The sequence below is a fragment of the Bradyrhizobium sp. MV1.5 genome (genome assembly GCF_055807615.1).
On record NZ_JBVVPL010000010.1, the window covers coordinates 61,457 to 87,166 of the forward strand.

33 protein-coding genes are annotated in these 25,710 nt (G+C 64.4%); 13 read left to right on the forward strand and 20 right to left on the reverse strand.

Going from position 1 to position 25,710, the window contains the following annotated elements:
* Positions 1–86 precede the first annotated feature (86 nt).
* Positions 87–1,940, reverse strand: a complete 1,854-nt coding sequence (locus AC0L2J_RS12395; protein WP_050992648.1) for a potassium transporter Kup — start codon at positions 1,938–1,940, stop codon at positions 87–89.
* A gap of 217 nt (positions 1,941–2,157) precedes the next feature.
* Positions 2,158–2,415: a hypothetical protein gene (locus AC0L2J_RS12400; RefSeq protein ID WP_007610646.1), complete on the reverse strand. Its 258-nt coding sequence runs from the start codon at positions 2,413–2,415 to the stop codon at positions 2,158–2,160.
* Between the two features lie 247 nt (positions 2,416–2,662).
* Between AC0L2J_RS12400 and coaD the strand changes: the two genes are divergently transcribed.
* The 5 genes from coaD (at position 2,663) to queA (ending at position 5,885) form a co-directional block, all read left to right on the forward strand.
* On the forward strand, positions 2,663–3,157 hold the full coding sequence (coaD, locus tag AC0L2J_RS12405; protein ID WP_473248972.1) for a pantetheine-phosphate adenylyltransferase: 495 nt from the start codon (positions 2,663–2,665) through the stop codon (positions 3,155–3,157).
* 41 nt (positions 3,158–3,198) lie between these two features.
* Positions 3,199–3,774, forward strand: coding sequence for a peptidylprolyl isomerase (locus AC0L2J_RS12410; protein ID WP_473390037.1), 576 nt, complete (start codon positions 3,199–3,201; stop codon positions 3,772–3,774).
* Between the two features lie 8 nt (positions 3,775–3,782).
* Positions 3,783–4,208, forward strand: a complete 426-nt coding sequence (locus tag AC0L2J_RS12415) for a hypothetical protein (protein ID WP_063996246.1) — start codon at positions 3,783–3,785, stop codon at positions 4,206–4,208.
* Entirely contained in the window at positions 4,205–4,669 is a 465-nt protein-coding gene (locus AC0L2J_RS12420) for a peptidylprolyl isomerase (RefSeq protein ID WP_007590736.1), read from the forward strand. Before AC0L2J_RS12415 ends, AC0L2J_RS12420 begins: the two co-directional genes overlap by 4 nt.
* Positions 4,670–4,811: 142 nt before the next feature.
* The gene (gene queA, locus AC0L2J_RS12425) at positions 4,812–5,885 is read left to right on the forward strand and encodes a tRNA preQ1(34) S-adenosylmethionine ribosyltransferase-isomerase QueA (protein ID WP_473390041.1); all 1,074 of its coding nucleotides are present in this window, start codon (positions 4,812–4,814) and stop codon (positions 5,883–5,885) included.
* 165 nt (positions 5,886–6,050) lie between these two features.
* Here queA and AC0L2J_RS12430 read toward each other — a convergent pair whose 3' ends face one another.
* From AC0L2J_RS12430 to AC0L2J_RS12445, 4 genes are all read right to left on the reverse strand, one after another.
* The gene (locus tag AC0L2J_RS12430) at positions 6,051–7,088 is read right to left on the reverse strand and encodes an aspartate-semialdehyde dehydrogenase (protein WP_473390045.1); all 1,038 of its coding nucleotides are present in this window, start codon (positions 7,086–7,088) and stop codon (positions 6,051–6,053) included.
* 220 nt (positions 7,089–7,308) lie between these two features.
* On the reverse strand, positions 7,309–7,911 hold the full coding sequence (locus AC0L2J_RS12435) for a PepSY domain-containing protein (RefSeq protein ID WP_007610636.1): 603 nt from the start codon (positions 7,909–7,911) through the stop codon (positions 7,309–7,311).
* Positions 7,912–8,160: 249 nt separating this feature from the next.
* Positions 8,161–8,907 carry a TetR/AcrR family transcriptional regulator gene (locus AC0L2J_RS12440; RefSeq protein WP_007610635.1) on the reverse strand — a complete coding sequence of 249 codons (747 nt, stop codon included), beginning with the start codon at positions 8,905–8,907 and terminating at the stop codon, positions 8,161–8,163.
* A gap of 134 nt (positions 8,908–9,041) precedes the next feature.
* Positions 9,042–10,250, reverse strand: coding sequence for a patatin-like phospholipase family protein (locus tag AC0L2J_RS12445; protein ID WP_473390049.1), 1,209 nt, complete (start codon positions 10,248–10,250; stop codon positions 9,042–9,044).
* A 203-nt stretch (positions 10,251–10,453) separates the two neighbouring features.
* Here AC0L2J_RS12445 and tgt point away from each other — a divergent pair, with 203 nt between their 5' ends.
* Positions 10,454–11,602 carry a tRNA guanosine(34) transglycosylase Tgt gene (tgt, locus tag AC0L2J_RS12450; protein WP_473390053.1) on the forward strand — a complete coding sequence of 383 codons (1,149 nt, stop codon included), beginning with the start codon at positions 10,454–10,456 and terminating at the stop codon, positions 11,600–11,602.
* A gap of 29 nt (positions 11,603–11,631) precedes the next feature.
* Here the strand turns inward: tgt and AC0L2J_RS12455 are convergent, their stop codons facing one another.
* On the reverse strand, positions 11,632–11,850 hold the full coding sequence (locus tag AC0L2J_RS12455; protein ID WP_007610632.1) for a hypothetical protein: 219 nt from the start codon (positions 11,848–11,850) through the stop codon (positions 11,632–11,634).
* Between the two features lie 222 nt (positions 11,851–12,072).
* Here AC0L2J_RS12455 and cysK point away from each other — a divergent pair, with 222 nt between their 5' ends.
* Together cysK and AC0L2J_RS12465 are read left to right on the forward strand one after the other, a co-directional pair.
* Positions 12,073–13,050, forward strand: a complete 978-nt coding sequence (gene cysK / locus AC0L2J_RS12460) for a cysteine synthase A (protein WP_473390057.1) — start codon at positions 12,073–12,075, stop codon at positions 13,048–13,050.
* Positions 13,051–13,053: 3 nt separating this feature from the next.
* Positions 13,054–13,296 (forward strand): BrnA antitoxin family protein, encoded by a 243-nt coding sequence (locus AC0L2J_RS12465; RefSeq protein WP_007610629.1) that lies wholly within the window; start codon positions 13,054–13,056, stop codon positions 13,294–13,296.
* 75 nt (positions 13,297–13,371) lie between these two features.
* On the opposite strand, the gene AC0L2J_RS12470 is transcribed toward AC0L2J_RS12465, so the two are convergent.
* Positions 13,372–14,793: a caspase family protein gene (locus AC0L2J_RS12470; RefSeq protein ID WP_063996254.1), complete on the reverse strand. Its 1,422-nt coding sequence runs from the start codon at positions 14,791–14,793 to the stop codon at positions 13,372–13,374.
* Between the two features lie 203 nt (positions 14,794–14,996).
* Positions 14,997–15,872 carry a DMT family transporter gene (locus tag AC0L2J_RS12475; RefSeq protein WP_063996954.1) on the reverse strand — a complete coding sequence of 292 codons (876 nt, stop codon included), beginning with the start codon at positions 15,870–15,872 and terminating at the stop codon, positions 14,997–14,999.
* 151 nt (positions 15,873–16,023) lie between these two features.
* On the opposite strand from AC0L2J_RS12475, the gene AC0L2J_RS12480 reads away from it, so the two are divergent.
* Complete coding sequence (locus AC0L2J_RS12480; RefSeq protein WP_063996255.1) at positions 16,024–16,422, forward strand: RidA family protein; 399 nt, start codon at positions 16,024–16,026, stop codon at positions 16,420–16,422.
* 53 nt (positions 16,423–16,475) lie between these two features.
* Here AC0L2J_RS12480 and AC0L2J_RS12485 read toward each other — a convergent pair whose 3' ends face one another.
* The 3 genes from AC0L2J_RS12485 to AC0L2J_RS12495 form a co-directional block, all read right to left on the reverse strand.
* Positions 16,476–17,021: a hypothetical protein gene (locus tag AC0L2J_RS12485; protein ID WP_473390066.1), complete on the reverse strand. Its 546-nt coding sequence runs from the start codon at positions 17,019–17,021 to the stop codon at positions 16,476–16,478.
* A complete protein-coding gene (locus tag AC0L2J_RS12490; protein WP_007610621.1) occupies positions 16,966–17,310 on the reverse strand; it encodes a hypothetical protein in 345 nt (114 codons plus the stop codon). The genes AC0L2J_RS12485 and AC0L2J_RS12490 overlap by 56 nt, the downstream gene beginning before the upstream one ends.
* A gap of 225 nt (positions 17,311–17,535) precedes the next feature.
* Positions 17,536–18,123, reverse strand: a complete 588-nt coding sequence (locus AC0L2J_RS12495) for a formyltransferase family protein (protein WP_473390071.1) — start codon at positions 18,121–18,123, stop codon at positions 17,536–17,538.
* Positions 18,124–18,313: 190 nt separating this feature from the next.
* Here AC0L2J_RS12495 and AC0L2J_RS12500 point away from each other — a divergent pair, with 190 nt between their 5' ends.
* On the forward strand, positions 18,314–18,601 hold the full coding sequence (locus AC0L2J_RS12500; RefSeq protein ID WP_473248985.1) for a hypothetical protein: 288 nt from the start codon (positions 18,314–18,316) through the stop codon (positions 18,599–18,601).
* A gap of 337 nt (positions 18,602–18,938) precedes the next feature.
* Positions 18,939–19,175 carry a hypothetical protein gene (locus tag AC0L2J_RS12505; protein ID WP_473390075.1) on the forward strand — a complete coding sequence of 79 codons (237 nt, stop codon included), beginning with the start codon at positions 18,939–18,941 and terminating at the stop codon, positions 19,173–19,175.
* Positions 19,176–19,178: 3 nt separating this feature from the next.
* On the opposite strand, the gene AC0L2J_RS12510 is transcribed toward AC0L2J_RS12505, so the two are convergent.
* The 4 genes from AC0L2J_RS12510 to AC0L2J_RS12525 form a co-directional block, all read right to left on the reverse strand.
* The gene (locus AC0L2J_RS12510; protein ID WP_007610613.1) at positions 19,179–19,481 is read right to left on the reverse strand and encodes a hypothetical protein; all 303 of its coding nucleotides are present in this window, start codon (positions 19,479–19,481) and stop codon (positions 19,179–19,181) included.
* A 92-nt stretch (positions 19,482–19,573) separates the two neighbouring features.
* Positions 19,574–21,619: an acetoacetate--CoA ligase gene (locus AC0L2J_RS12515; RefSeq protein WP_473390079.1), complete on the reverse strand. Its 2,046-nt coding sequence runs from the start codon at positions 21,617–21,619 to the stop codon at positions 19,574–19,576.
* A gap of 118 nt (positions 21,620–21,737) precedes the next feature.
* Complete coding sequence (locus AC0L2J_RS12520; RefSeq protein WP_007610605.1) at positions 21,738–21,965, reverse strand: hypothetical protein; 228 nt, start codon at positions 21,963–21,965, stop codon at positions 21,738–21,740.
* Positions 21,966–22,048: 83 nt separating this feature from the next.
* Positions 22,049–22,267, reverse strand: a complete 219-nt coding sequence (locus AC0L2J_RS12525) for a hypothetical protein (RefSeq protein WP_063996259.1) — start codon at positions 22,265–22,267, stop codon at positions 22,049–22,051.
* A gap of 148 nt (positions 22,268–22,415) precedes the next feature.
* Here AC0L2J_RS12525 and AC0L2J_RS12530 point away from each other — a divergent pair, with 148 nt between their 5' ends.
* Positions 22,416–23,519 carry an AI-2E family transporter gene (locus tag AC0L2J_RS12530; RefSeq protein WP_473390086.1) on the forward strand — a complete coding sequence of 368 codons (1,104 nt, stop codon included), beginning with the start codon at positions 22,416–22,418 and terminating at the stop codon, positions 23,517–23,519.
* A 145-nt stretch (positions 23,520–23,664) separates the two neighbouring features.
* Complete coding sequence (locus AC0L2J_RS12535; protein WP_179950106.1) at positions 23,665–24,051, forward strand: NUDIX hydrolase; 387 nt, start codon at positions 23,665–23,667, stop codon at positions 24,049–24,051.
* Between the two features lies 1 nt (position 24,052).
* Here the strand turns inward: AC0L2J_RS12535 and AC0L2J_RS12540 are convergent, their stop codons facing one another.
* The 4 genes from AC0L2J_RS12540 to AC0L2J_RS12555 form a co-directional block, all read right to left on the reverse strand.
* Entirely contained in the window at positions 24,053–24,343 is a 291-nt protein-coding gene (locus AC0L2J_RS12540; RefSeq protein ID WP_007610595.1) for a Zn-ribbon containing protein, read from the reverse strand.
* A gap of 105 nt (positions 24,344–24,448) precedes the next feature.
* A complete protein-coding gene (locus AC0L2J_RS12545) occupies positions 24,449–24,688 on the reverse strand; it encodes a hypothetical protein (protein WP_473248989.1) in 240 nt (79 codons plus the stop codon).
* A gap of 156 nt (positions 24,689–24,844) precedes the next feature.
* Positions 24,845–25,087, reverse strand: coding sequence for a hypothetical protein (locus tag AC0L2J_RS12550; protein WP_007610592.1), 243 nt, complete (start codon positions 25,085–25,087; stop codon positions 24,845–24,847).
* Between the two features lie 312 nt (positions 25,088–25,399).
* Entirely contained in the window at positions 25,400–25,570 is a 171-nt protein-coding gene (locus AC0L2J_RS12555) for a hypothetical protein (RefSeq protein WP_007590796.1), read from the reverse strand.
* Between the last annotated feature and the right edge of the window lie 140 nt (positions 25,571–25,710).

Genomic DNA, 25,710 nt, shown 5'->3' on the forward strand with positions numbered 1-25,710 from the left:
CGGATGGAGCGAAGCGCAATCCGGGACTCTCTGCGCGGCGCAAGAAACCCGGATTTCGCTTCGCTCCATCCGGGCTACGATTTGCGCTAAATCTCCAGCTCCGTGCCGAACTCGACCACCTGCTTGGTCGGCACGCCGAAGAACGCGGCTGAGCGTTCGGCGTTGCGTTGCAGAAAGGCGAACACGGTTTCGCGCCAGACCCACATGCCCGGCACGTCCTCGCGCGGAATGATGGTTTCGCGGCCGACGTAATAGGTGATGTCGTCGAGGTCGATCCCGGGCAGCTTGCCGTGGCGGCAGGCGAGGGTCAGCCCGTCGTAGATCGTCGGGTTCTGCATGAAGCCGTAATGCAGGACGACGCGGGTAATGCCGGGAATGATCTCGATCACCTCGATGCGGTCTTCGTCGGCGATGTGAGGAAGCTCCTCGATCAGCACGGTGACCAGGATGATGCGCTCGTGCAGCACGTGGTTGTGCTTGACGAACTGGGTCAGCGCCAGCGGCACGCCGCGCGGCGCCGACGCCAGGAACACGGCGGTGCCTGGAAGCCTGGCGCTGCACTTGTTGACCGCGGTCTCGATCAGATCCTCCTCGGGCTGGCGCAGCTTCGCGCGTGCCGCTTCGACGAGCTTCACGCCGCTGCGCCACGTCAGCATCAGGAAGGCGACGAAGCCCGCCAGCATCAGCGGAAACCAGCCGCCCTCGAACAGCTTGATCGAATTGGCCGAGAAGAAGATCAAATCGATCACAAAGAAGAAGCCGTTCACGGCCACCACGAGCCACGGCGAAAAGCCCCACTGGATCGCGAGCAACGCGGCGAGCAGCGTGGTGATCGCCATCAACAGCGACACCGCGATGCCGTAGGCGCCGGCCAGCGCCTCCGAGCTGCCGAAGCTCAGGACGGCGCCGAGCGTTGCGGCGGCGAGCAGCCAGTTCACCAACGGCACGTAAATCTGGCCGATCGCGTCGCTCGTGGTGTGACGGATCTGCATGCGCGGCAGGAAGCCGAGCTGGATCGACTGCTGCGTCAACGAGAACACGCCGGAGATGATGGCCTGTGAGGCGATCACGGTCGCGACCGCCGAGAAGGCGACCAGCGGATAGTGCAGGGCGTCAGGGCAGAGCTGGAAGAAGGGGTTTTCGATCATGGTGGGGTCGGTGATCAGCAGCGCGGCCTGGCCGAAATAGTTCAGCACCAGCGCGGGCAGGCAGATCGCGAACCAGGCCAGCCGGATCGGCAGGCGGCCGAAATGCCCCATGTCGGCATACATGGCTTCGCCGCCGGTCACCGCGAGGAAGGCGGCCCCCAGGATCGCGAAGGAGACATGAAAATCCTGGTGGATCAGGAAGTCGAACGCATAGAGAGGGCTGAGCGCCGCCAGCACCGCCGGCGCCTTGACGATGCCGTGGATGCCGAGCGCTGCCAGCACGAAGAACCAGGCCAGCATCACCGGTCCGAAGATGCGGCCGATGAAGCCGGTGCCCTGCTTCTGCATCATGAACAGTCCGATCAGGATGACGACGGTCACGGGTACAACCGCCGGCGCGAGCGAGGGGGCGTCGACCTTCAGACCTTCGATGGCGCTCAGCACGGAGATGGCCGGCGTGATCGCGCCGTCGCCATACAGCAGCGCTGCGCCGATGAGCCCGACGACCAGCAGATGCGCGCGCCAGGTACCGGGTTGGGCGTTGCGGGCATGCAGCAAGGCCAGCAGGGCGACGATGCCGCCTTCGCCGCGGTTGTCCGCGCGCAGGATCAGCAGCGCATATTTCAGCGAGATGATCAGCAGCAACGCCCAGAGGATCAGCGAGGCAACGCCCAGAACGGCGTCGTTCGTCAATGTGCCGCCGTGGGCGGCAGCCTTGGCGGCTTCCTTCAGGGCGTACAGTGGGCTGGTGCCGATATCGCCATAAACCACCCCGAGGGCGCCCATGGTCATCGCAAGCGGCAGTGGATCAGGTTGATGGCCGGAGGCGACTGCGGGCGTACTGGACAATGGCGACCCCCCGATGGGATCGCGCCCGACTGGTCATTCCGGCGGGCGCGAGCGTCAGGCAGTCTGCGACGGTACGTCGCAAATATCCATGGGGTTTATCTAGGGGGTTTATCGTTGGGAGTTATCAGGAGGTTTCCTGACGCGAAACTGACAGACCCCGCTACGGTGTGCGGTTGGCGGTCACGAGGCGAGCCTCGCGGATGTTGGCTTTGGTGCCGGCCTGGCGAAGGCAGGACGCCTCGAAATTCGGCCAGGCTCGCTGCGAGCAGTCCTTGCCGATGGTGCGGATATCGAGCCGGTCGCCCTTGGCGAGCGGCTGCGGCACGCTCGCCTCGACGGTCGGGGCGAAGCCGGGCAGGAGGGTGAGGGCGGCAGCAACACACGCAGAGATGGCGATCGCCGAAAGAGCCTTGATCATGACAGTCCCCTGTGATGCGGCCGCTACGCCCAGTGTGCGGCCCGTCGTTCGTTGGCCGGATTAGTAACCATGGCCAGTTTCCGGACGTCTTCGCGAACGCGGGAAATGGTTTCGTTCGCGCTCCGTTTTGTTTCGTGGCCGCCCTCAGGACGAAACAATTCGGCGCATTCCGACACGGTTTTGCGGAAAAGCCGCCGGGGAACCTGACCGGCTTGCCGGGCCGGGCCGGGCGCGGTAGGACGTGGCCATGCCCCGCATTGCCTTCTATCCAGGTTCCTTCGACCCCATCACCAACGGCCATCTGGACGTGGTCCGGCACAGCGTGTCGCTGTGCGACAGGCTCGTTGTCGCGATCGGGGTGCACCCCGGCAAGAAGCCGCTGTTCTCGACCGAGGAGCGGCTCAAGATGCTCCATGACGTCTGTGGGCCGGTGGCGGCCCAGGCCGGCTGCGCGCTCGAAGCTGTGACGTTTGACGACCTGTCGGTGACCTCGGCGCGCAAGCACGGGGCGACGATCATGATTCGGGGCCTGCGCGACGGCACCGACCTCGACTACGAGATGCAGCTCGCCGGCATGAACGAGGCCATGGCGCCCGAGGTGCATACGGTCTTCCTGCCGGCTTCTCCCATGGTCCGCCCGATCACCGCCACTTTGGTGCGCCAGATCGCTGCCATGGGCGGGGACGTCTCGGCCTTCGTCCCGCCGCTGGTTGCGGCCCAGCTCAAGGCAAAATTCGCCTGATAACGGCGCGTTTCCTTTCTCATCTCTGATCCGGAGTTATCATGATCCGAATTCTCGCAGTTCTTGTCGGGTTTCTTGCCGCGGTTCTGTTCGCGGTGCCGGCCTTCGCGCAAGCCTTGCCGGCCGGCCTCGACAAGGCCAACGCCATCGTCATCGACTCCACCAAGGGCCGCATCGTCATCAAGCTCAGGCCGGACCTTGCGCCCCAGCACGCCGAGCGCATCAAGCAGCTCGCGCGGGAGGGCTATTACAACAACGTGCCGTTCCACCGCGTCATGGACGGCTTCATGGCGCAGACCGGCGACGGTCAGAACTTCAACGGCACCGGCGGGTCGAAATATCCGAACCTGAAGCAGGAATTCTCCAAGGTGCATTTTGCGCGCGGCATCGTCGGCATGGCCCGGCGCGGCGACAGCGTCGACACCGCCAATTCGCAGTTCTTCATCATGTTCGCCGACGGCGGCAGCCTCGACAACCAGTACACCGTGATCGGCGAGGTCGTGCAGGGCATGGACGTCGTCGACAAGCTCAAGAAGGCGCCTCCCGGATCAAGCGGCGGCACCGTCACCGATCCCGACAAGATGGTGAAGGTGCAGGTCGCTTCCGACATCAAATAGGAGCGGCGATGGCGCGCTGCGGTGGCAAGCTCCTGCTGGTTGCCGCGGTGCTGCTGCTCGGCGTCCCCGGCGCAATCGCCGAGGACGCACAGGTCAACACCATCCAGGACATCTTCCGGCATCTGCGCACCTGCTGGAAGCCGCCACCCGCCGCCAGGGCACGCCCGATCGACATCACCGTCGTCGTGAGCTTCAACCGGGCCGGAAACATTCTGGGCCATCCGAGGATTACCTATGAATCCGCGGAGGCCTCCGACGAGGACCGGCTGCAATACCGGGTCGCGGTGATGGAGGCATTGCAACGCTGCACGCCGATGCCATTTACCGATGCGATGGCCGGCGCCGCTGCGGGGCGTCCATTCGCGATCCAGTTTCGCAACCGCAAATCTTCACCTGACAGGACTTCACCCCCAACCCAAGAGAGACGAGCATGAGCGCCACTGAAAACACACTGATCCTCGAGACCACGCAGGGCCCCGTTACCATCGAGATGCGGCCTGATCTGGCGCCCGGCCACGTCGCGCGCATCAAGGAACTCGTGCGCGAAGGCTTCTACGACGGCATCGTGTTCCATCGCGTGATCGACGGCTTCATGGCGCAGACCGGCTGCCCGCAGGGCACCGGCACCGGCGGCTCCGGCAAGAAGCTGAAGGCCGAGTTCAACAAGGAGCCGCATGTGCGCGGCACCACCTCGATGGCGCGCGCCGCCAGCCCGGATTCCGGCGACAGCCAGTTCTTTATCGTGTTCGACGACGCCCGCTTCCTCGACAACCAGTACACGGTGTGGGGCAAGGTCACCGAGGGCATGGAGAACGTCGACAAGATCAAGCGCGGCGAGCCCGTGCAGAACCCCGACAAGATCGTCAAGGCGCGGATGGCGGCTGACGCGGAGTAGGCGTTCAACCCTCATGGTGAGGAGGCGCGTAGCGCCGTCTCGAACCATGAAGGCCGAGCTGGAGCAGCGGGGCCTTCATCCTTCGAGACGCGCGTTCCGCGCTCCTCAGGATGAGGAGTGACTGTACGGCCCCGAGCACGCGATGCGCACTGACCTCTTCGATTTCGACCTGCCCGCCGAGCGCATCGCATTGCGCCCGGCGAGCCCGCGCGATTCCGCGAAGATGCTGGTTGTCGATCAGGGCACGCTGTGCGACCAAATCATCGCCGATCTGCCGCAATGGCTGAAGCCAGGCGACCAGCTCGTCGTCAACGACACCAAGGTGATCGCGGCACAATTGAAAGGCCGTCGCATCGGCCGCGAGACCGAGCCGAAGATCGAGGCGACGCTGATCAAGCGCCTCGACGGTTCGCGCTGGCAGGCGCTGGTGAAGCCGGCCAAGAAACTCACGGCCGGCGACCGCATCCGCTTCGGCAATGAGGGCAAGGTCTGCCTGCTCGGCCATCTCGATGCAGAGGTCGAGGCCAAGGGCTCCGAAGGCGAGGTGACGCTGTCATTTTCGTTCCACGGCCCGACATTGGATCAAGCCATCGCAGATCTCGGCAGCCCGCCGCTGCCGCCCTACATCGCCTCGAAACGCACGCCTGACGATCAGGATCTCGCCGACTACCAGACCATGTTCGCGGCGAATGAAGGCGCCGTTGCCGCGCCGACGGCCGGCCTGCATTTCACGCCGGCGCTGGAGCAGGCGCTGCACGCGCGCGGCGTCGGCATCAATCGCGTCACGCTGCATGTCGGGGCAGGGACCTTCCTGCCGGTGAAGGTGGACGACACCGAAGGCCACAAGATGCACGCCGAGTGGGGTACGCTCTCGGCCGAGACGGCGGAGCGGCTCAACACCGCCCGCAAGAACGGCGGCCGTATCATCGCGGTTGGCACCACGTCGTTGCGCTTGCTCGAAAGCGCAGCGAGCGAGGACGGCACCCTTGAGCCGTTCGCCGCCGAGACGTCGATCTTCATCACTCCCGGCTATCGCTTCCGCGCCGTCGATGTTCTGCTGACCAACTTCCATTTGCCGATGTCGACACTCTTCATGCTGGTGTCGGCGTTCTCCGGGCTGGAGACGATGCAGCAGGCCTATGCACACGCGATCGCGCATGGCTATCGGTTCTATTCCTATGGCGATGCGTGTTTGCTGTTTCGGGCAGAGCCGTAAGCGACGCACGACTTTATCACCGTCACCCTGAGGTGCTCGCCTCTTCGGCGAGCCTCGAAGGGCGACGGCCCGGCTGATGCGCCTCGGCCGTGCATCCTTCGAGGCTCCCCGTGCAGCGCCTCGCGCTGCACAGCTCGCGCCTCAGGATGACGGATTGAGCGCGCGTTACGCCATCACGCGCTGTGGCAAGAGCTCCGCGATCTGCACCGCGTTGAGCGCAGCGCCCTTCAACAGCTGGTCCGCCGCCACGAACATCGAGATCGAATGCCCGGAGGGGTCGCTGAGGTCCTTGCGGATGCGGCCGACCAGGACGTCGTCCTGCCCCGAGGCGTCGATCGGCATCGGGAAGTAGTTCCTGGCGCGGTCGTCGACGATCCTGACGCCGGGCGCTCGTGCCATGATGGCACGGACCTGATCCTCGCTGATCGGCTTCTCGCATTCGAAGGTGATGGCCTCGCAATGAGCCCGCAGCACCGGCACGCGCACGCAGGTGACGCCGATCGCAATCTTGTCGTCCTCGAAGATCTTGCGGGTTTCGTTGATGACCTTGGTCTCTTCGTCGTTGTAGCCGGTGTCGGGGTCGATCGCCGTGTTGTGGTTGAAGAGGTTGAAGGCGTAGGGATGCGGCATCACCTTCGGCGTATAAACCTGCCCGTTGAGGTTGGCGCGGGTGGACTCGACCAGCTCGTCCATGGCGGCAGCGCCGGCGCCGGAGGCCGCCTGGTAGGTCGAGATGATCACGCGCCTGATGCGGTTGGCCTGGTGGATCGGCCACAGCGGCACCAGCGCCGTGATGGCGGCGCAGTTCGGGTTGGCGATGATGCCCTTGTGGTCGCGGATGCGGTTCGCGTTGATCTCGGGGATCACCAGTGGCACGTTCGGGTCCATGCGGAAGGCGGAGGAGTTGTCGACGACGACGGCACCCGCCTTGACCGCGATCGGCGCGAACTTCTTGGAGATGCTGCCGCCGGCGGAGAACAGGGCGATGTCAACGCCCTCGAAGGCGCGTTCGGTCAGCTCCTCGATGACCACGTCTTGCCCACGAAACGACACCGTCTTACCGGCCGAGCGGGCGCTGGCCAGCGCCTTGAGCTTGCCGACGCGAAAGCCGCGCTTGTCCATGGTGGCGATGAATTCGGCGCCCACCGCACCGGTGACGCCGACAATCGCGACGACGGGATCGTTACTCACTTTGTCCTCCATTGATTTGAGAATTCAGACAACAAAAAAGCCCCGGACCAACGAGGGCGGGGCTTCGGTAGAGTGGATTGCGTTCTAGTCGACGACTACACGCGCACGCCTCCCCGGGCCCCGAAGGCCGTGGTGGTTTTAGTCGTGCGTTTGGTGGTCGTGAACATGGCGGGAGCTTATGCGGGAGAGTTTTGCGCCCGTCAATGGCTTTTCGGCGGGATTGGGGCCGCCGCTATTTGGTCCGGGCGCCCGGCGGTTCGAGGATGACCTCCTTGAGGTTGTCGCCACTGATGACGACGATCGCGAAATTCAGCCGACCGCGTTCGCGCACCAGCCCGCCGCTGATCGCCTTGCCGGAGGCCGCGCGTTCGGCGACGTGCACGGCATCCGCAAGCCGGTGCTTGATGGCACCGAGCGCTGCGAGGTTGCTGCGGTCGTCGAGGTCGAGCTCGGCGAGAGGGAGGGCGGCTTCGCCGCCGACGAGCTCGCCGGTTGCGGCATTGATGGTGTGGCGCCAGATCCGGTCATTGTGCAGGGTCTTCACCCGGTAGACCGGCACGCCGGAGGCTCCGTCGAAACTCACATCCGCCGTGGTGGCACCCGCGTGACGGGCTTCCGCAATCGCCATGGCCTGGTTGATCGAGATTGAAGAGCTGCGGAAGCGCTCGATCTCGCGGCTGACCGCTTGGCGGTCGGCCTCAGCGTCACCATCTGTATCGCTGTGAAGGGTGGTCGGAGTGCCTGTGCTCACGATCGCCCGCGCCGGCGCCGCGAGGAGGAGTGCGGACAGGGCGATCGCGAGCAATCCCGAGATCCGTCGTTTGGCTGTCGTCATGCTCGAAACCCTCGGCCAGCGAGTGTGCCGGATGATCGTAAAGAATTTGCGGCCGACCTTGGGCATCGGTCGGCCGCTGAGCGTCGTGACGGGTGGTACCGCCGCGGCGATCGAAGCGATGCGGACCTCTTTGGGGCTGGTGAAAAAGCGATCCGCATCGCCCTATAATTAAACCATACCGTATCGTTTTGTTTTGGTCAACGGCGCGGGCGCCGGATTCCCTGGAAGAATCGCAACCTCACGGAATTGTCAGCGCGAGGGGCGCCGCCGCCGCGTGGTCTTGGCGGCCTCCTGGAGGCGGTCCGGAGGGCCAAGCGCACCGGCCAGGAACAGCTTGATGGCAACCCGCATGCGCTTTTCGGCGTCTTTCAGCTCGAGCGTCGTTCCGAACGTCGCCATGCGGTGGGTGTGCCCCACGACGACGTCGAGAAACACCTCGGCTGCGATCGTGGTGTCTTCGATGTCGAGCGCGCGTTGCGCCACCAGATGGTCGAAGAAGCGTGCCGTGGTGGCGACGGCCTTGAGCCAGCCTTCCTCCTTGCCGAGCTTGGCGATGTCGGGGAAGTTGATGGCCTGCGACGTCATCATGCGGCTGAAGGCGACGGCATCGGGACCGCAGGTGAATGTCAGCATCTCGCGCCCGATCTCGACCAGCCGCTGCTCGACCGAGATATCCGAGGCGCTGCCGAGCTGGGTCTCGGCAGCCGCCGATAGCGGTGCAAGCCATCGCGCGATCTCGCGCCGCAGCACGGCGGCGAACAATCCGCGCTTGTCTCCGTAACGGGCATAGACGGTGGGCTTGCTCACCCGCGCGGCTTCCGCGACCGCATCGAGCGAGGTGGCATCGAAGCCGCGATCCAGGAACAGGCGGGTGGCGACCTCGATCAGCCGCTGATCGCGCTCGATCGCGGCGCTTTTCGTCGGCCGGCCGCCGCGCGATTTCGGCACCTCGCGCCGCTGAGCTGCCGGTCTGGTCCTGGTCGCAGTCAATCCCATGCCCAATGATTCCTGCGCGGTCGTGACATCAGTGATTGCTCTATAACGCGCAGCAACGGGTGCGTCATGGCCAATCTGGCCGGACGGGCCTCATCGTCAACCGTCCCGGCACGGCCCTGTTCCTCAGCGAGCGCTTACGGAAGCGTCGAAGTCCAGGCCTGGCCAGACGCCGCCTTCTCGTATCCGTACTGATACAGCGCTCGCATATAGGCGGTATCGAATCCTTCCGAGGGGGCGGCCGGATAGTCGCGCGCGATGTAGGAGAGGTGGAAGCCCAGGCGGTTGCGCCTGGCAAAATCATAGGTCGAGAAGATGATCGAGCGGGTTTGCGACTGGGTGATCGACGATAGGCTGCGTGAGGCGACGTCGATGGTGCTGTTGGAGACCAGCTCGAAGTTTCGCTCGATCTTCTTGTTGACGAGGATGTAGATGTCCAGCTTCGCAGGTCCCGGCAGGCGACTGCCCTGGAAAAGCAGGGCTTCCGGCAGCGTCAGCACCGGGGCGGTCACGCCGCCGTCGACATGCATCTCCTGAAACCTGCGGCCCTCGCCTTCGGCGTCGATCATGATCGGCGGAAACACCAGGGGGATGCTGGCGGAGGCCGCCATCACGTCGCGAAACAGCTTGAGCGCCTCGGGCGTGCCGACCGCGGCGATCTTGCCCATGTCCCAGATCGCGGTGCGCTGGGTGTCGAGATCGGTCGTCACCACCAGCAGCCTTCGGCCCTTGGCGTTTTCACGCGCGACCTGCGCCATGATCTCCGGCCCGACATAGCGGGCGACGAGCTCGCGCAGCCGCGTGTTGCCGAACAGGCCGGATCCGAACAGCACGCGCATGATGCTGGGATCGCTCAACAGACTCTCCGCGACACCGCTGGTGTAGACCTCCTTCAGCGTGTCGTCATATTGCGAGCCGAGAAACGCAAAGGGTGCGATCAGGCCACCGGTGCTCACGCCCGAGACGACCGAGAAGGTGGGACGCGTTCTGGCCGCGGTCCAACCGTTCAGCACGCCGACACCATAGGCGCCATCCGCGCCGCCGCCTGACAGCGCCAGATAGGACTTGCTCGCGGTGCTGGTGTCCTTCTCGAAGCTGAATTTCGTGATGGGCTCGTCGGCGTAGCGCCGGAGGCCGTCGATATCGAGCACGCGCGATGTGCTGGCCTCAGCGGCCGTATAGGGCGTGCGGGGCAGGGAGGTGCAGGCGCCGAGCGCCAGGCTGTACGTCAGGACCAGCAATCCGAACAGGCGGACGCCGGTCTGCCTTGTCCGGCCATGCGAACGGGCGGACGGATCAGTCGAACTTGAAGGGAAAGGCATTGTCGGTGGCTGGCGATCACGCATCTACCGCCGCCGGCAACATCGCCGCGGCAGCTCGTCCAGCCCCAAGATAAAACTATACTGTATCGTTTTGTTTGACAAGCGCTGCAGGCACAAATTCCGTGTCCCCAATATTGGTGTCGGTTGTCCCGGTCTGATGCATAAGCCGGCCGAAGCATGGCCTGAGCGGGTTGATCGGCCTGCTCCGACACGCAATAAGCACCGTCATGAATCGTCCTGACACCGGTCTGCCCAATCATTTCGAACTGCTCGCCACCGATGGCGCCGCGCGCACCGGGCGCCTGGCCACGCCGCACGGCGTGGTGCGCACGCCCGCCTTCATGCCGGTCGGCACCGCCGGCGCGATGAAGGGCATGCACTGGCGCGAGGTGCGTGAGGCCGGTGCCGACATCGTGCTCGGCAACACCTATCATCTGATGCTGCGTCCCGGCGCCGAGCGGATCGCGGCGCTTGGCGGCCTGCAGACATTCACCGGCTGGAACGGGCCGATGCTGACGGATTCCGGCGGCTTCCAGGTGATGTCGCTGGCGGATCTGCGCAAGGTCAGCGAGCAGGCCGTGACGTTCCGTTCGCATATCGACGGCGCCAAGGTCGAGCTGTCGCCGGAGCGCTCGATCGAGGTGCAGCGTTTGCTCGGCTCCGACATCGCCATGCAGATGGACGAATGCGTGCGGCTACCCGCCGAGCGCGCCGACATCGACCGCGCGATGCAATTGTCGCTGCGCTGGGCCGAGCGAAGCAAGCGCGCCTTCGAGAGCGCGCCCGACGGCTACATGCTGTTCGGCATCGTGCAGGGCGGCGACATCCCCCAGCTTCGCCATGCCAGCGCGCAAGGCCTCATCGAGATCGGTTTCCATGGTTATGCGATTGGCGGCCTCGCCGTCGGTGAGCCGCAGGCCGTGATGCTGGCGATGATCGACGAGACGGCGCCGCTGCTGCCCAGAGAGCGCCCGCGCTATCTGATGGGCGTCGGCACGCCGGACGACATCCTCGAAGCAGTCAAGCGCGGCATCGACATGTTCGATTGCGTGATGCCGACGCGCAATGGCCGGCATGGCGTTGCCTTCACACGCTTCGGCCAGGTGAATTTGCGCAACGCGCGCCACGCCGACGATTCCCGTCCGCTCGACGAAGAGAGCTCCTGGCCGTCGGCGCGCACCTACGCGCGCGCCTATCTGCACCACCTCGTCAAGTCGGGCGAGACGCTGGGTGCGATGCTGCTGTCCGAGATCAATATCGCTTACTACCAGTTCCTGATGCAGGGCATCAGGGAAGCTATCGCACAGGGAACGTTCGAGGAGTTCTATCGGCGTACGCGCGAGAACTGGGCGAGGGGCGACATCGCCCCGCGCTAGGTCAATTGCGCATGGTCAGTGAAGGAGCATCAGTTGCAGAGGAAACGCTGCTTGACGGCGTGCTTGGTCACGAAGCCGTAGCCGCAATTGTCGCAGGTCCAGAGATAGCTGATCAGGTGCTCCGACACATACGCAGAACCTTCGGCGGCGACCATGGAGTCGGCGCAGACGGGACAGGTGGGCAACTCACTGCACCGCGGAGCGCGGTTCGGTGCGACGGTCGACAACACTTCAGCGACTGCTGACATCGTGGTGACCTCCCAGCTTGAGACCTAAGTCTAACATAAGCAGAATCAGTTGACGAGGTCGCAACACAAATGCGTTGGTTTTCTGATAATTACCGCTCACGCGATTTTGCGATGCAAGGTATTTAACATGTGTCGCAATCTCGCTTGCGTGTCGCCGCAGGCTGTCTCTAACTGCGCAAGAGCTGCAACAGAAGCACAAATCGTCGCCACAGGGAGTTGATCATGGACGCATCGTCCCCCACGGGTGCAGCGCACCAACCCGGCCGCGGCCGGATCTATGACTCGATCGTCGATGCTTTTGGCGACACGCCGATCGTGCGCTTGCGCCGGCTCCCGGGCATGCACGGCGTGAACGCGACCATTTTGGCAAAGCTTGAATATTTCAATCCCGCCGCAAGCGTGAAAGATCGCATCGGCGCGGCGATGATCATCGCGATGGAGAAGGCCGGCATCCTCAAGCCCGACACCGTGCTGATCGAGCCGACCTCCGGCAATACCGGCATCGCGCTGGCTTTCGTCGCGGCGTCGCGCGGCTATAGGCTCAAGCTGGTCATGCCGGAGTCGATGTCGATCGAACGCCGCAAGATGCTGGCCTTTCTGGGCGCGGAGCTGGTGCTGACACCGGCCGCGCAAGGCATGAAGGGCGCGATTGCGACGGCCGAAGAGCTGTTGAAGACGACGCCGAATTCGGTGATGCCGCAGCAGTTCAAGAATCTTGCCAATCCCGAGGTGCACCGCCGCACCACCGCGGAGGAGATCTGGAACGACACCGGCGGCAACATCGACTTCTTCGTCGCGGGCGTCGGCACCGGCGGCACCATCACCGGCGTCGGCCAGGTGCTGAAGCCGCGCAAGCCCTCGCTGCGCGTGGTCGCGGTCGAGCCGGAGGAGAGCCCGGTGCTGTCGGGTGGCCAGCACACGCCGCACAAGATCCAGGGCATCGGTGCGGGCTTCGTCCCTGACATCCTCGACCGCTCGGTGATCGACGAGATCGTCAAGGTCAACTCGACGACGGCGATCGAGACCTCGCGAGCGCTGGCGCGGCATGAGGGCATTCCGGGCGGCATCTCCTCGGGCGCCGCGATCGCCGCGGCCCTCGAGATCGGCAAGCGGCCGGAAGCTGCGGGAAAGACCATCCTGGCTATAGTGCCGTCCTTCTCCGAGCGGTATCTTTCGACGGCTCTGTTTGAGGGAATCTAGGACGTGGCGGATCAACCACCGAGGCGACCGCGGACGTTGGGCGACGCCAGGACGGAGGCCGAGGCGGCGTTCAAGAAGGTGACGGCGAAGGTCGCTGCGGCGCCGCCGAAGCAGAACGTGGCGCCGGGGGTCAAGGAGCAGGTCACGCTGCGCATTGACCAGGACGTGCTGGAGCATTTCCAGTCCGGCGGGCCCGGCTGGCAGGACCGCATCAACGAGGCGCTGCGAAAGGCCGCGGGGAAGTAGACGCCAAAGGTTGAGGGACTCGCAACGAAAAAGCCCGGCGCGAGCCGGGCTTTTGTATTTGCGATTGGCCTCGCCTCAGCGGCGGAACATGCCGCCCATCATGCCGCCGACCACACCGCCGACGAAGGCTGCGCCAGCGTCGCCGCCGCCGCCGCGATGCTGGGCCGGTGCGCTCTGCGCTTGGGCCGGGGCACGTCGGGCCGGCTTCGCGCTTTCATCGCTCGCAGTGGCCGGCGCGGAGGCCACGATCTCCGACAGCAGGGCCTTGTGCTGGAGCTTGTTGAGATAGCCCGTCGACGGATAGCCGCGTGCCGCCTGCCAGCGCTTGAGCACCGTACGGGTGTCCTCGCTGAACGCGCCGGTGACCTTGGTGTCGAATCCAAGTCCGGTCAGGCGGCGCTGCACGTCGCGGCGCTGGCCCTTGTCGAGGCCGATCTGGTCCTCGGTGAGCTGGCTGGCGTCGTCGGTGAAGGTGGCAGGATCGACGCCGGCGTTGAGGTTGCGGGTCGTCGTCGACGGGCCGCTCTTGATCGCGGCGAGCCGCGCCAGTGCCAGCGCCTTGAACTGGCCGTTGGGGTAGGTGGAGAGGTAGGCGTTGAGCTCTTCGGGCTTGTTGCTCTCCTTGACCGAGCGCCAGTATTCGAGCTCGACACCATCCGAATTGCCGCCCGTTGCCGCGGGCACGACGCCAGCAGCCGTCGGTGCCGCATTGGCGACCTGCGTCGTCGGAGCCTGGTTGAGATAGACCGCGCCGATCAAATTGGTGTGGCCCCAGGGGAGCTGCCCCTTGTGGGTCTCCTCGTTGACCTGGGCGCGGACCGACGTCATCGCCTGCTGGATCTCGACACCGGGCTTGGTGATGTTGTCGATCAGCGCACGGGTGAACGGGCTATTGTTGCCCTCCTGGCCGTCGAGCGCGGTCTGGCCGGGGCCAGTGGCGAACGCGATCAGCGTGCCTTCGCCGGATTTCATCTCGGCAAGACCGCTCTGTACGTTGACGCTGCGGGTCGCGGAGTTCGACTTGATCTTGGCGGCGAACGGATTGTCGCGGCAGGCGTCGAGGAAGACCAGCTTGACCTTGGCGTCGCCCATGGTCTGCTCGAGCGTCAGATCGATGTTGATGGCGGCACCGAGCTTGACGTCCATCTCCGATTTGATGTCGGCGTCGACAGGCAGAAGATAGTTGGAGCCGCCGACCGCGATGCCGTGACCGGCATAATAGAACACTGCGACATCGGAGCCCTGCGCCTTGCGGCCGAAGTCGAGCAGCTTCTCCGTCATCTGGTCGCGCGAGAGGTTCGAACCTTCGATCACCTCGAAGCCGACATTGCGCAGCGTTGCCGCCATCGCCTTGGCGTCGATCGGCGGGTTCGGCAATTGAGCGACGTTCTTGTAGGTGCCGTTGCCGACGACGAAAGCAACACGGCGGTCGGCCTTCGCGGCACTGACCGACAGTGCCATGCACATCAGCGACGCGAGGAGGGTGAGAGTGCGCATCTGGAATCCCCAACAGAATCGAATTGCAGGCAGCAACAAATTGGCAACGAACTTACACGAAGTACCCGATTTGGCGCCACCAAAACGGCAGTTCGTCGCGTTCAACCCGCTGCTGTGTGGCAGAATGTGCACGATGGAGTCCCTCTCCAGCGTGATCCAAATCACACGGCCACTTGGTTTTGTCGCGCGAGGCGGCGGGAGGTTCAGCGTGCGAGGGCAGGATCCGCCGGAGCTGGCTTTAGATTCAGGAGATTGCCGAACAGGATCAGCGCGGCGCCGACCACCGTCCAGGTGTCAAGCCGCTCCGAATAGAGCAGCCAGCCCGCGGTCGCGGTCAATGGAACCCGCAGGAAGTCCATGGGAACAACGATGGTCGCATCCGCATAGCGCATCGCGCTGGCGAGGCAGTAGTGCGAAAACGTGCCGCAGACGCCGATCACGCCGACCCATGCCCAGACATAGGCGGAGGGCCACGTCCAGACGAACAGCGTCGGAATGAAGCCTGCGACCGATTGCACCACCAGCATCCAGAACAGGATCGATAGCGCGCTTTCGGTGCGGGTCAGCGATTTGACGAGCACCATGGACACGCCAAAGCCCATCGCGGCGCCGAGCGCAATGAGTTGACCGGGATTGATTTCGCCGGTGGCGGGTCGGACGATGACGATCACACCGATAAGGCCAAGCGCGATGGCGGCGATCTTCCACGGCGTCATGCGTTCGGAGAGGAGGCTCGCTGCGAGCAGCGCCGTCCAGATTGGCATGGTGAACTCGATTGCCACCACCTGGCCGATCGGGATCAGCGTCAGTGCGAAGAACCAGCCGAGCTGCGCAACATAGTGCACCAAATTGCGCCCGATGTGCTGCGGCAGGCGCGATGTCCTGAGCACCTTGAAGCCGCCGGCCCGATAGATTATCGGCGAGAGCAACAGGAAGCCTATCAGCGAACGCACTTCCATGATCTGAAATACATTCAGCTCGCGCGTGGTCTCGCGTCCGGCGACCGCCATGACCAGCATCAGCGACAGCCAGCCCGCCATCCACAGGGCAGCCATCGTTTTGGACGGTGTCGTGTTCATCGGCGCGGGTGTGAGAGGCGAGGGTCCTGAGGGAGGGCCGGTATCGGCGACATCGCCGCCGTTTGCAACGGCCAAATCTGCCGGTGCAGCGATGCATGCCGGCGTGCTAAGGCATCAGCGAACAACGAGAAAAATCGGGAGATATTCGCTCATGCACATCTTGCAGCCGGCCGAGTGGAAAAAACCGCGCGGCTTTTCCCATGGTGTCGTGGTCGAGGGGCCTGGTCGCTGGGTGATGCTGGCCGGGCAGACCGGCGGCGAGGAGACCGGCAATTACGCGCCTGACATGGCAGCGCAGGTCGGGACCGCGCTGAAGCGGATCATCAAGCTCCTGGGCGAGGCCGGCGCCGGCCCCGAGCATATCGTCCGCCTGACCTGGTACCTGACCAGCCGCAGCGAATATGAGGCAGCCGGGGCCGGCATCGGCGCGGCCTGGAAGGAAACGCTGGGGCGCAATTTCCCGCCCTCGACCTTGCTCTACATCGGCGGCCTCGTGGACGACCGGGCCAAGGTCGAGATCGAGGTCACGGCGTTCGTGCCGGGCACATAAAAAAATCGACCCGGCGAGATCGCAGGGTCGATTGTCAATTTACTCGTATCGGTCTAGCGCGACAGCGAGATGTTGGCGCCGCGGAACTGGCTGTCGGCGCGCATCGTGACGTTCTGCTTGTTGCCGGACGTCTTCAGCGAGATGTTGGCGTTGAAACCGGCGGTGGAGGCGAGCAGCTCATAGTTTCCGCCGGCGCCGCGACCCGAAAGAGAGCCGCTGATATTGCGGCTGGCCTCGGACCAGCTGCCCGCGATGGCGCCGCCTTCAGCCTTGACGTTGGCGCCGAGGTTGAACTTGTAGGCGTCGCTGGCGCAGGTCAGAGACAACTCCATGGTCGGTCCGATCGGAGCGTATTTGGCCCGGCAGCGGATCCGCTCGGTCGAGCCGTCATCCAGGGTGACCGTGCCTGAGCCGCTCCAGCTGCCGGCCAGCGGGGCGAACGGGCCGGACTGGGCCTTGCTCTCGGAGTTGGCAATTCCGGCCGCAAACATAACGGCGGCCGCGATCAGCAGCCGCCGGCCCAGACCGCTGGTCACGACTTTTCTATTGGCGCGATGCTTCCCACCGCCCGCTGCACGGTATGCCTGCAGATGCTCCATTCCACTTCCCCGATCCGGCGTTGCCGCTGAGTTGACCGTTGGCATATGCACCATTGATCGAAACTTTCACAAGACCCTCCCGGCCGATGGTGCCGGAAACGTTAGCGCCGGGGGCGGTGATCTTGCCGTCGGCAACGGTCAGCAAGGAGCTTGCGGTCGGCTCGCAGGAACCGCTCTTGGTGACGATGGTGACCTGCCAGTTGCCGTCATAGGGAGTCTGGGCGAAAGCGGGCGCGGCGAGGGTGATAACTGAAGCGGCACAGAACGCCGCAATGCGAGCAAAACGCATAAAATCCGTCCTTGAATTTGTCTGATATGCTGACCCTTATTCGGGCCAAATGTGACGGAAATTTGGTGCGGTGCCAAATCGAAAATTGTTCCTGTGGGAACAATGGTTTATTTGGGTTTCCGGCTGCAATTTTCGAAGCAGAATCAACGCCCCTTCACGTTAAGGGTAAACGTCAAGACAGCGACTCAGGAAGGGGCTCAGGAAAGGGGTCTCAGGAAAGGGGGCTTAGGAAAGACTTGGCGCCGAGGTCGCGAACTGCTCGTCCTGGGACTTGGACGGCAGCGCCTTGTGGACCTTGGCGTAATCAATCACGTCGGCCAGCAATTTGAGCCCAAGCGGGGCGAGCGCTCGCTCCCACAGCTCCCGCGCGGTCTCGCCCTTCTTGACGAAGCACCACTCCTGGGCCGCGATGGCGCCGGCGTCCATGCGGTCGGCGAGGTGATAGATCGTGCCGCCCGCGATCGGATCGCCTTCCTTGATGGTCCATTCCACGGCCGCCTTGCCGCGGTGACGCGGCAGCAGCGAGGGATGATAGCCGATCCCACCCAGCTTCGCCGCCTCGAGCGCGTCCTTTCCGATCCGGGCGTGGCTGTGCGCGGTGACGATCAGATCGGTGTCAGGGGCGATCTCGGAGGCGACCACCAGTTTGGGATTGGCCTGGACCACGACGTCGATGCCCGCCGCCTTGGCCGTCGCGGCGAGACGATCCTCAGCATCGGCCACCACGACCCGCACGATCGAGACACCGTGCTCCCGGAGCATGTTGAGGGTGGTCACGCCGAAATGGCGGGAGCCGACGAGGGTAATACGCATGGGTGTCCGATCCGTCTCGCAACTGCGTCATCTCCCGATAACACGTCCGGACGTCCTGTCACCATCCGCGCCGGGTTTGGGCCGGTTATCAACAATGCAACCGGGCGAGGGTGCCCGATGAATTCCGCGATTGCGGCGTCGGCCGGTCCGGTGCTTCCATGCGGGCATGGCATCGGCTCGGAGCGAACGCATGCGCAGCGCGTGGTTTGTCCTTCTCGCGGCCCTGGTCGCAACCGTTCCGGCGCGCGCCGGCGGACCACCCTATCCGGCGGTTCCGCCCGAGGTTGGGGTGGCTCCGTTCATCGGCCCGACCTGGGACACCTATCGCTGCGCCGAAGGGCCGGTCATCAATTTCTATCACGGCGCCTATTACGGCCAGGAGCCGCCGGCACTCTATCGCGGCTACGCGTACCGGCCGCATTACCGCTACAGCGCCTACCGCAGGCTGCCGCGCAAATATTTCTGCGTCTCGGACTAGCCGTGCCACGCCGCCACGGTCGGGCGGCGATTAGGATAGGCCTGTTCCTGTGTTTCGTTTTTAACACAGAGATCCAGGATTTGCCGGTAGAAGGTGGACCCACCGGGGCTGGCGACATTTCAACCCGCATCCGTTTTCGAACCCGGATTTGGCCGCTGGCGTGATCGCCAGCGGCTTTTTCGTGCTCGGCCATCACGAAATCATCTGACGGTAACATGATCTCAACCAGCTTGGCGTATCGACGAATCCGTCGCGGATTTGTATTGCGTACCGCGACACCGAGATTGTCCCGCCGGCGTGGGTGCGCTGTGCGGGCTTTTTCGCCGGGACCTATTTCATGCCGAGCGCGATTGAGCAGATCGTCGACGTCTATGTCCGGCTGAAGAACCGGCGCGGCCTCGACGAGCTGATGATGCACAGACAGCGGCTCGCGGTCGATCTGAAGAGCAGGTCCGGCTACGACTTCAGCCTGCCGATCGGCCAGATCGACGAGGAGATCGCGATCATCGAAGCCGGCCTCAGCCGGCTCAAGGCGGGCGATGTCGCCGCGACGGACGACGGTCGGCCAATTTGAGGCTCAGTCGCGCCGTCCGCCGTCAATGACGGTGAACAACGGCCGTGCCTGGGTCGGCTCGACCAGCAATTCCTCCACCAGCGCGGTCGCCGCATCGACATATTTGCGCGTCGGCTTGTCGAGGGGACGCGTGGCCTCGTCGTCGAGCGCGACCTTTGCAGCCTCGACCAGCTTGCGCATCCGCACGGCATGGTCATCGCCCGCGGTCAGCGTCGCGCGGGCCAGCGAGCGCAGCACGAACAGCTCACCTTCGAGGCGGAGCAGGCGGTCGTTGAGCCTGGTGAGGACGGCGTTGAGGTCGGCCATGGCGCGCGTTCGTTGCGGAAGAGACATCCTGCTCTAGCGGCGATCGGTGAACGGAGTCCAAACGGCATCGGCGCAATTGGGGCGATCTCCCCTCAAGTCTCGGTCCGCGCCAGATAGTTGCGCGCGAGGGCGAGATACCAGTCGAGGCAGGCGGGATTGGCCATCGCCTCCCGGTTGATCACCTTCTCGACGGGCTGGCCGAGCAGCAGCTTCTTGATCGGCAGCTCCTGCTTCTTGCCCGAGAGCGTGCGCGGAATTTCAGTGACCGCAAAAATCTCGTTGGGCAGGAAGCGGCGGGAGAGGCCTGCCTCGATCGCCTTGTTGATCCTGGCCCGCATCGCCTCGTCGAGCGCGACGCCTTCGCGCAACACCACGAACAGCGGCATGTAGCTGTCACGGCCGAGATATTCGAGATCGACGACGAGGGAATCCAGCACCTCGGGCAAGGCCTCGATCGCGGAATAGAGTTCGCTCGTGCCCATGCGCAGGCCGTGCCGGTTGATGGTGGCATCGCTGCGGCCATAGATGATGCAGGAGCCGTCCGGGTCGACCTTGAGCCAGTCGCCGTGCCGCCACACCGGCCCGCGGCCGCTGCCGTCGAAGTTGTCGGGATAGGTCTCGAAATAGCTCGCCCGATAGCGCGCATCGCCCTTGTCGTTCCAGAAATAGAGCGGCATCGACGGCATCGGCTCGGTGCAGACGAGCTCGCCGACCTCGCCGATGACGGCGCGGCCCTGTTCGTCGAAGGCTTCCACGGCAGCACCCAGCAGACGGCACTGCATCGCGCCCGGCGTCTGCGGCAGTTCGCGATTGCCGCCAATGAAGGCGCCGGCGAAATCCGTGCCGCCGGAGATGTTGGCCCACCAGATATCGGCCTGCGCCTTGCTGCCATTGGTCTTCGCGAGCGCCGCGAAGCGGTTGTTGAACCAGGCTTGCGTGTCGGCGCTGAGCGGAGAGCCGGTCGAGCCGAGACAACGCAATCGCGAGAGATCGCCGGCGGTGAGGTCGACCTCGGCCTTGACGCAGTTGGCGAAGAACGCCGCGCCCGCACCGAAGAAGGTCGCTTTGGATTGCGCAACGAAGCGCCACAGCGTGGTCCAGTCCGGCTTGTCCTTGGCGCCACCGGGACTGCCGTCGAAAATGCAGCACGTGGTGCCGCTGAGCAGGCCGCCGACTTGCGAGTTCCACATGATCCAGCCGGTCGAAGAGTACCAATGGTAGCGCTCGCCGAACGAGTTCTCGTCGTAGGAGCAGCCGAGATCGTTGTGCAGTCCCAGCAGCGCCAGCACCACGATGACGATGCCGCCATGGCCGTGCACGATCGGCTTCGGCAGGCCGGTGGTGCCGCTGGAATAGACGATCCAGAGCGGATGATCGAACGGCAGCCAGACCGGCTCGAATGCGTCGATCTCCGCGCCGGTTGTTGCGACAATGTCGGAGAGCAGGGCGTCCGGCGCTGCGGGCACGGCGGCGTCGCTGTGCAGGATGACGTGCTCGACCGCCGGCAGCGATCGCCGCAGCTCGGCGACGACGTCTTTGCGATCGTGCCGGCGACCGGCATAGGTGACGGCGTCGCAGGCGATCAGCACTTTGGGTTCGATCTGCTTGAAGCGGTCGATCACGGCTGGCGCGGCCATGTCGGGCGCGCAGACGCTCCAGATCGCGCCGATGCTGGCGCTCGCCAGGAATGCGATGATGGTCTCGGGGATGTTGGGCAGATAGGCGGCGACGCGGTCGCCGGGCTTGATGCCTTTTTCTTTCAGATGCAGGGCGAGGGCAGCGGCCTTGCGCCGCAGCTCCGGCCAGCTCGTCTCGCAAAGCTTGCCGTCCTCGCCACAGCTGACGATCGCGGGCAGGCCGGCGGCGTCGGCCGCGTCCACGTGGCGGAACACCTGCCGGGCATAATTGACCTGGGCGCCGGGAAACCAGACCGCGCCGGGCATCTTGCGCTCGGCGATCACGGCCGCAAACGGCGTTGGCGATTGCAGATCGTAATAATCCCAGATGCTGTGCCAGAAGCCGTCGAGATCGCGCACCGACCATTGCCGCATCTCCTCGTAGCTGGCGAAGGTGAGGCCGCGCTGTTCGGCGAGCCAAGTGCGATAAAGGGCAATCTGGGGAACGAAAGCTGCGGTCATTGCGTATCGGCTTCAGTTGCGGGGCGCGGAGTTTAACCGGTGCCGCAGAGGAGAAGAAGCCGCAGTTCGGGCAGGCAGCATTGACGGGAGTAGCTGGTCTGGGTCCGCTGGAAGCAGCCTACCAACCGGCCCCGGCCCAGCGCCTGCCGAACACGGGTGGCTTGGTCTTCACCGCTTCCCAGCCGAAGAAATGGTGCTTGCCAGACCATGTGTGCACAACGCCGCTGCAGATGCTGCACTTGAAGCTGCCGGAATGCGCTTCGGCGTGCTCCTCTCTCGTCGCGGTGTAGTTCATGCTGCAACCCGCGCAGGTGAATTCTTCGATCGTCCAGATGGTATTGGCCATTGCACCGAAGTGATTTGGGGGACCTGGATGGAAGCGTAGGTGCACGCCTTTGCAACGGCGTAAACCGGTCGGCCGAAATCCGGTTAATCGTCGTTAATGCTCCGCATGTCCCGGTCGATGCGCATCTGCACGCGCCTGATGGCGAGCAACGGCAGCCTGCCTTGCACGCGCCCGGAGCGGGCCCTGTCGCCGAGCGCATAGGCGTAGCGCCAATAGCCGGGTGCGGCGTTTGGCTTCAGCGAAAAGTGGATGCCGCGGTGAATGCCTGCGTGTGTGACGGGCTCTCTGGGACGGCGTGCCATCGTCTCGGAATGCAGAATGGCCCGATGCGTTCCTAATCGCCGGCTCGGGCCGGCCCCCGTCGTCTTGACGCCGGGGGCCCGGCTGGCAATAACGCTGGGCCGCGCAAGTGCCGGAACCCGCGTCAATGCCGCAAGGAAAGCCGTGCCCGTGAAAAGTCTGCGTCAGCTCCTGACGGGCGAGGACATCATCCAGCTCGTGATCCGCGTCGGCCTTCTCGGCCTGCTGATCATCTGGACCTTCCTGATCATCCGCCCCTTCGTGCCGATCCTTGCCTGGAGCGGCGTGCTCGCTGTCGCGTTCTACCCGGCCTTCAGCTGGGTCGCCAAGATCCTTGGCGGCCGGCCCAAGACCGCAGCGGCAATCCTGACCCTCATCACGCTCGGCATCGTCATCGGTCCTGCGACCTGGCTCGGCATCAGCGCAGTGGACGGCGTGCGCGAACTGGCGCACCAGCTCGGCACCGGCGACCTCGCGCTTCAGTCGGCGCCGGAGCAGCTCAAGTCGTGGCCGCTCGTCGGCCCCTGGCTATTCGACCTCTGGGAGCAGGCCTACAACAACATCCGCGCAGTGCTGCGGGAGGTGGCGCCTTATCTCCAGCCGCTGGCGGGACCGCTCTTGTCGCTCGCGGGCGACGCCGGCGTCGGCACGCTCCAGTTTCTGGTCTCGGTGTTCGTGGCCGGCTTCCTGTTTCCGCACGGACCGAGGCTGGTTGCGGCCGGCCGCGGCTTCCTGTTTCGCATCGTGCCCGAACAGAGCGAGCATTTCCTGGGGCTCGCGGGCGCGACCATCCGCGCCGTGGCGCAAGGCGTGATCGGTGTCGCGATCGTGCAGGCACTGCTCGCCGGCATCGGCTTCAAGCTTGCCGCGGTGCCGAGCGCAGGCCTGCTCGCCTTCATCGTGCTGCTGCTCTCGATCGTGCAGATCGGCGCCTTCCTGGTGCTGCTGCCGGTAATCATCTGGATATGGACTGCCAAGGACGTCACCACAGCGCTGCTGCTCACCGTATTTCTCGTCGTCGTCGGCTTCCTCGACACCATGTTGAAGCCGCTGGTGATGGGACGCGGCCTGACCACGCCGACCATCGTCATCTTCGTTGGCGTGATCGGCGGCACGCTCGCCCACGGCATCGTCGGCCTGTTCATCGGCCCGATCATCCTGTCGGTGGCCTGGGAAATGATGATGGCCTGGATCAGGACGGAGGACCGGGCAGAGGCGGGGGCAAGGGCGGGCACAGCGGCGGGCGAGGGCTGATCTGGCCCCCTCGAGCGGCGGGATCGGCCTGCCGGGTTCGATCAGAACTGACGGCCTTGCCCATGTGATCAAGATCCATCCCGAACTTGTCTATCCGACTAGACAAGTTACCATGGGCTCGATTCTATTTTCGATTACGGCGGACATGGCGAAGTCTTCCAAGCTGGTTGCCGCCAAGCGCGGCAAGGTATTGTTGGTCAGACGCCGGTCGGACGGCCTGTGGATGTTCCCGGGCGGCCGCAAGCGCGCGCGCGAGTCCGACAAGGACTGCCTGCGGCGGGAAATCAAGGAAGAGCTGCCCAAGCTGAAGCTCGGCCGGATCAGCCTTTGGAAGGAAGTGACGACCAGGAACAAGCGCTCCGGCCGCAAGATGAGCGACGCGATCTTCATCGCCAAGGGCGCCAAGGGCAGGCTCGCGATCGGGGACAAGAACGAGATCGACCGCGCCGTCTGGCAGAAGCCGCGCGGCATCCGCCTGACGCCGACCTCGCGCTATATCCGCGACCGCCTGTTTCCGCGGAAGCGCGGGTGAGCTAGGCCTCCTCGTCCTCCGACGAGTGCTGTATCCGTCCGGTGTGGGCCCGCGAAGAATTGGCGCGCGTTTGCGGCGCGGACACCCTGGCCATTTCGGTTTCGCGCTGCTCCTTGCGAGCCTTGCGCGCGCGCTTCATGGCCTGCTTGACCTGAGGGTTTGGCGAATCCTCCGCGAAGAACAGCACCACCTCGCAGCTCGGACATTGCCTGGAATAGCCGTCCTGCAACCGTCCCGCGCGGTCGCGGAACACGGTCTTGCAGCGCGTGCACTGAATCTGGACGAAACTCATGCGCGGTCGATCGACGATGACTGATGGAAATGCATCGTCAGGTGATCCCAAATGTCTGAAGAAAGCTTGAACGCGTCCGGGACTTCAAGCCGCTCGATCAGCCGCCTATTGCTTGGCCGCTATCGTGTCCAGGCAATGGTTGAGATAGACGGTGCGATCCCTGGGCAGCACCTTCTCGAGATCCGCCTTCAGCGCGCATTCGCGCTGCCGCATCTGCTCGGCCCGCCGCTTCTCGGCCGCCTCGCGATATTCGGGAGCAACCTTGTTGGGATCGACGAGCGCCTGCGAGCGGGCGGGAGCTGTCACGGCGAGCGCAATGGCGGTGATGATAATGAACTGTTTCAAATGAGCCTCCGTAAAAGGCTTATCCTAGCGCTCGGGCGGCGAGAGCTCAAACGGCAAGTTCGCCGAGACACCCGGCAGCGCAGCCTGTCCGCGCAGGGGCGAAGGCATCTGGTCGAGTTGATTTCAACTACCTGAAGTTGGGACGAGGGGAGGCCGTCACTTCGGGACGTGGTCGATCTTGTGGCCGAGATGCCCGGTGTCGTGATCGCGCCGCAACTGGCTCAGCGATGTCTCGTTCAACTGATGCAAGACCTCGCTGAGTTCAGTCGTATCCGGATAACCGGCGGCAAAACCCTTGCCGTAGATCTTGCGCAACGTACCGACCAGCGTGTTGCCGTGCTTCTTGCTGATCGCGCCATCCTTGTCGCGGTGGCGATGATCCAGGCCCGTTTCCTTCATGGCTTTCTCCCTGAGCGGCGTCTGCGCGCCTGGAGAGAGCGTGCTCCCAAACGAGTTGATTGGCAACGGCACGGCGCGCGGCAGTTGAGCCTCGTCAAGGCGTGGAAAGATCGAAGTCTGTGTGAACCAGTTCACAAGCGATGGTCGAGATCGCTGCTACGAAGACCTCATTGCTTGACCAATTGATATTTTGGAAACGCCCCGGCGCTCCACCAGGCGCTGGGGTTTTCACGTCGATCACCGCAACGGCGAGAGCGCGCGACGCGCGATCGGATGGGCGGGTGGTTTCCGAATAATACCGAAGGCGGGCGGCTACGCGGCTTGCTCCTCGAACGAGGTGTAGACCTGGCCCCCTGGACCGATCACCTGAACGCCCCAGCACCCGTCGGCGATGAGCTCCTTGGCCTTCTTGAGGGCGGCGGTGAGTGACAGCCGCTTGAGGCTGACGATTCCTGCCGTGTCGAAACCGCTGATTTCAAACATGCCGCTCCTCCCTGTTTTGTCGAATCCTACACTTTTTGAGCGGGTTGTCTCGCGGCTTTTGGGTCAGGGCCCGGCGCAAGAGCAGGCGGTGGCCAAAATCGCGAAAACAACCCCATGCACAGTAGCTAAGTCCTGCTGGC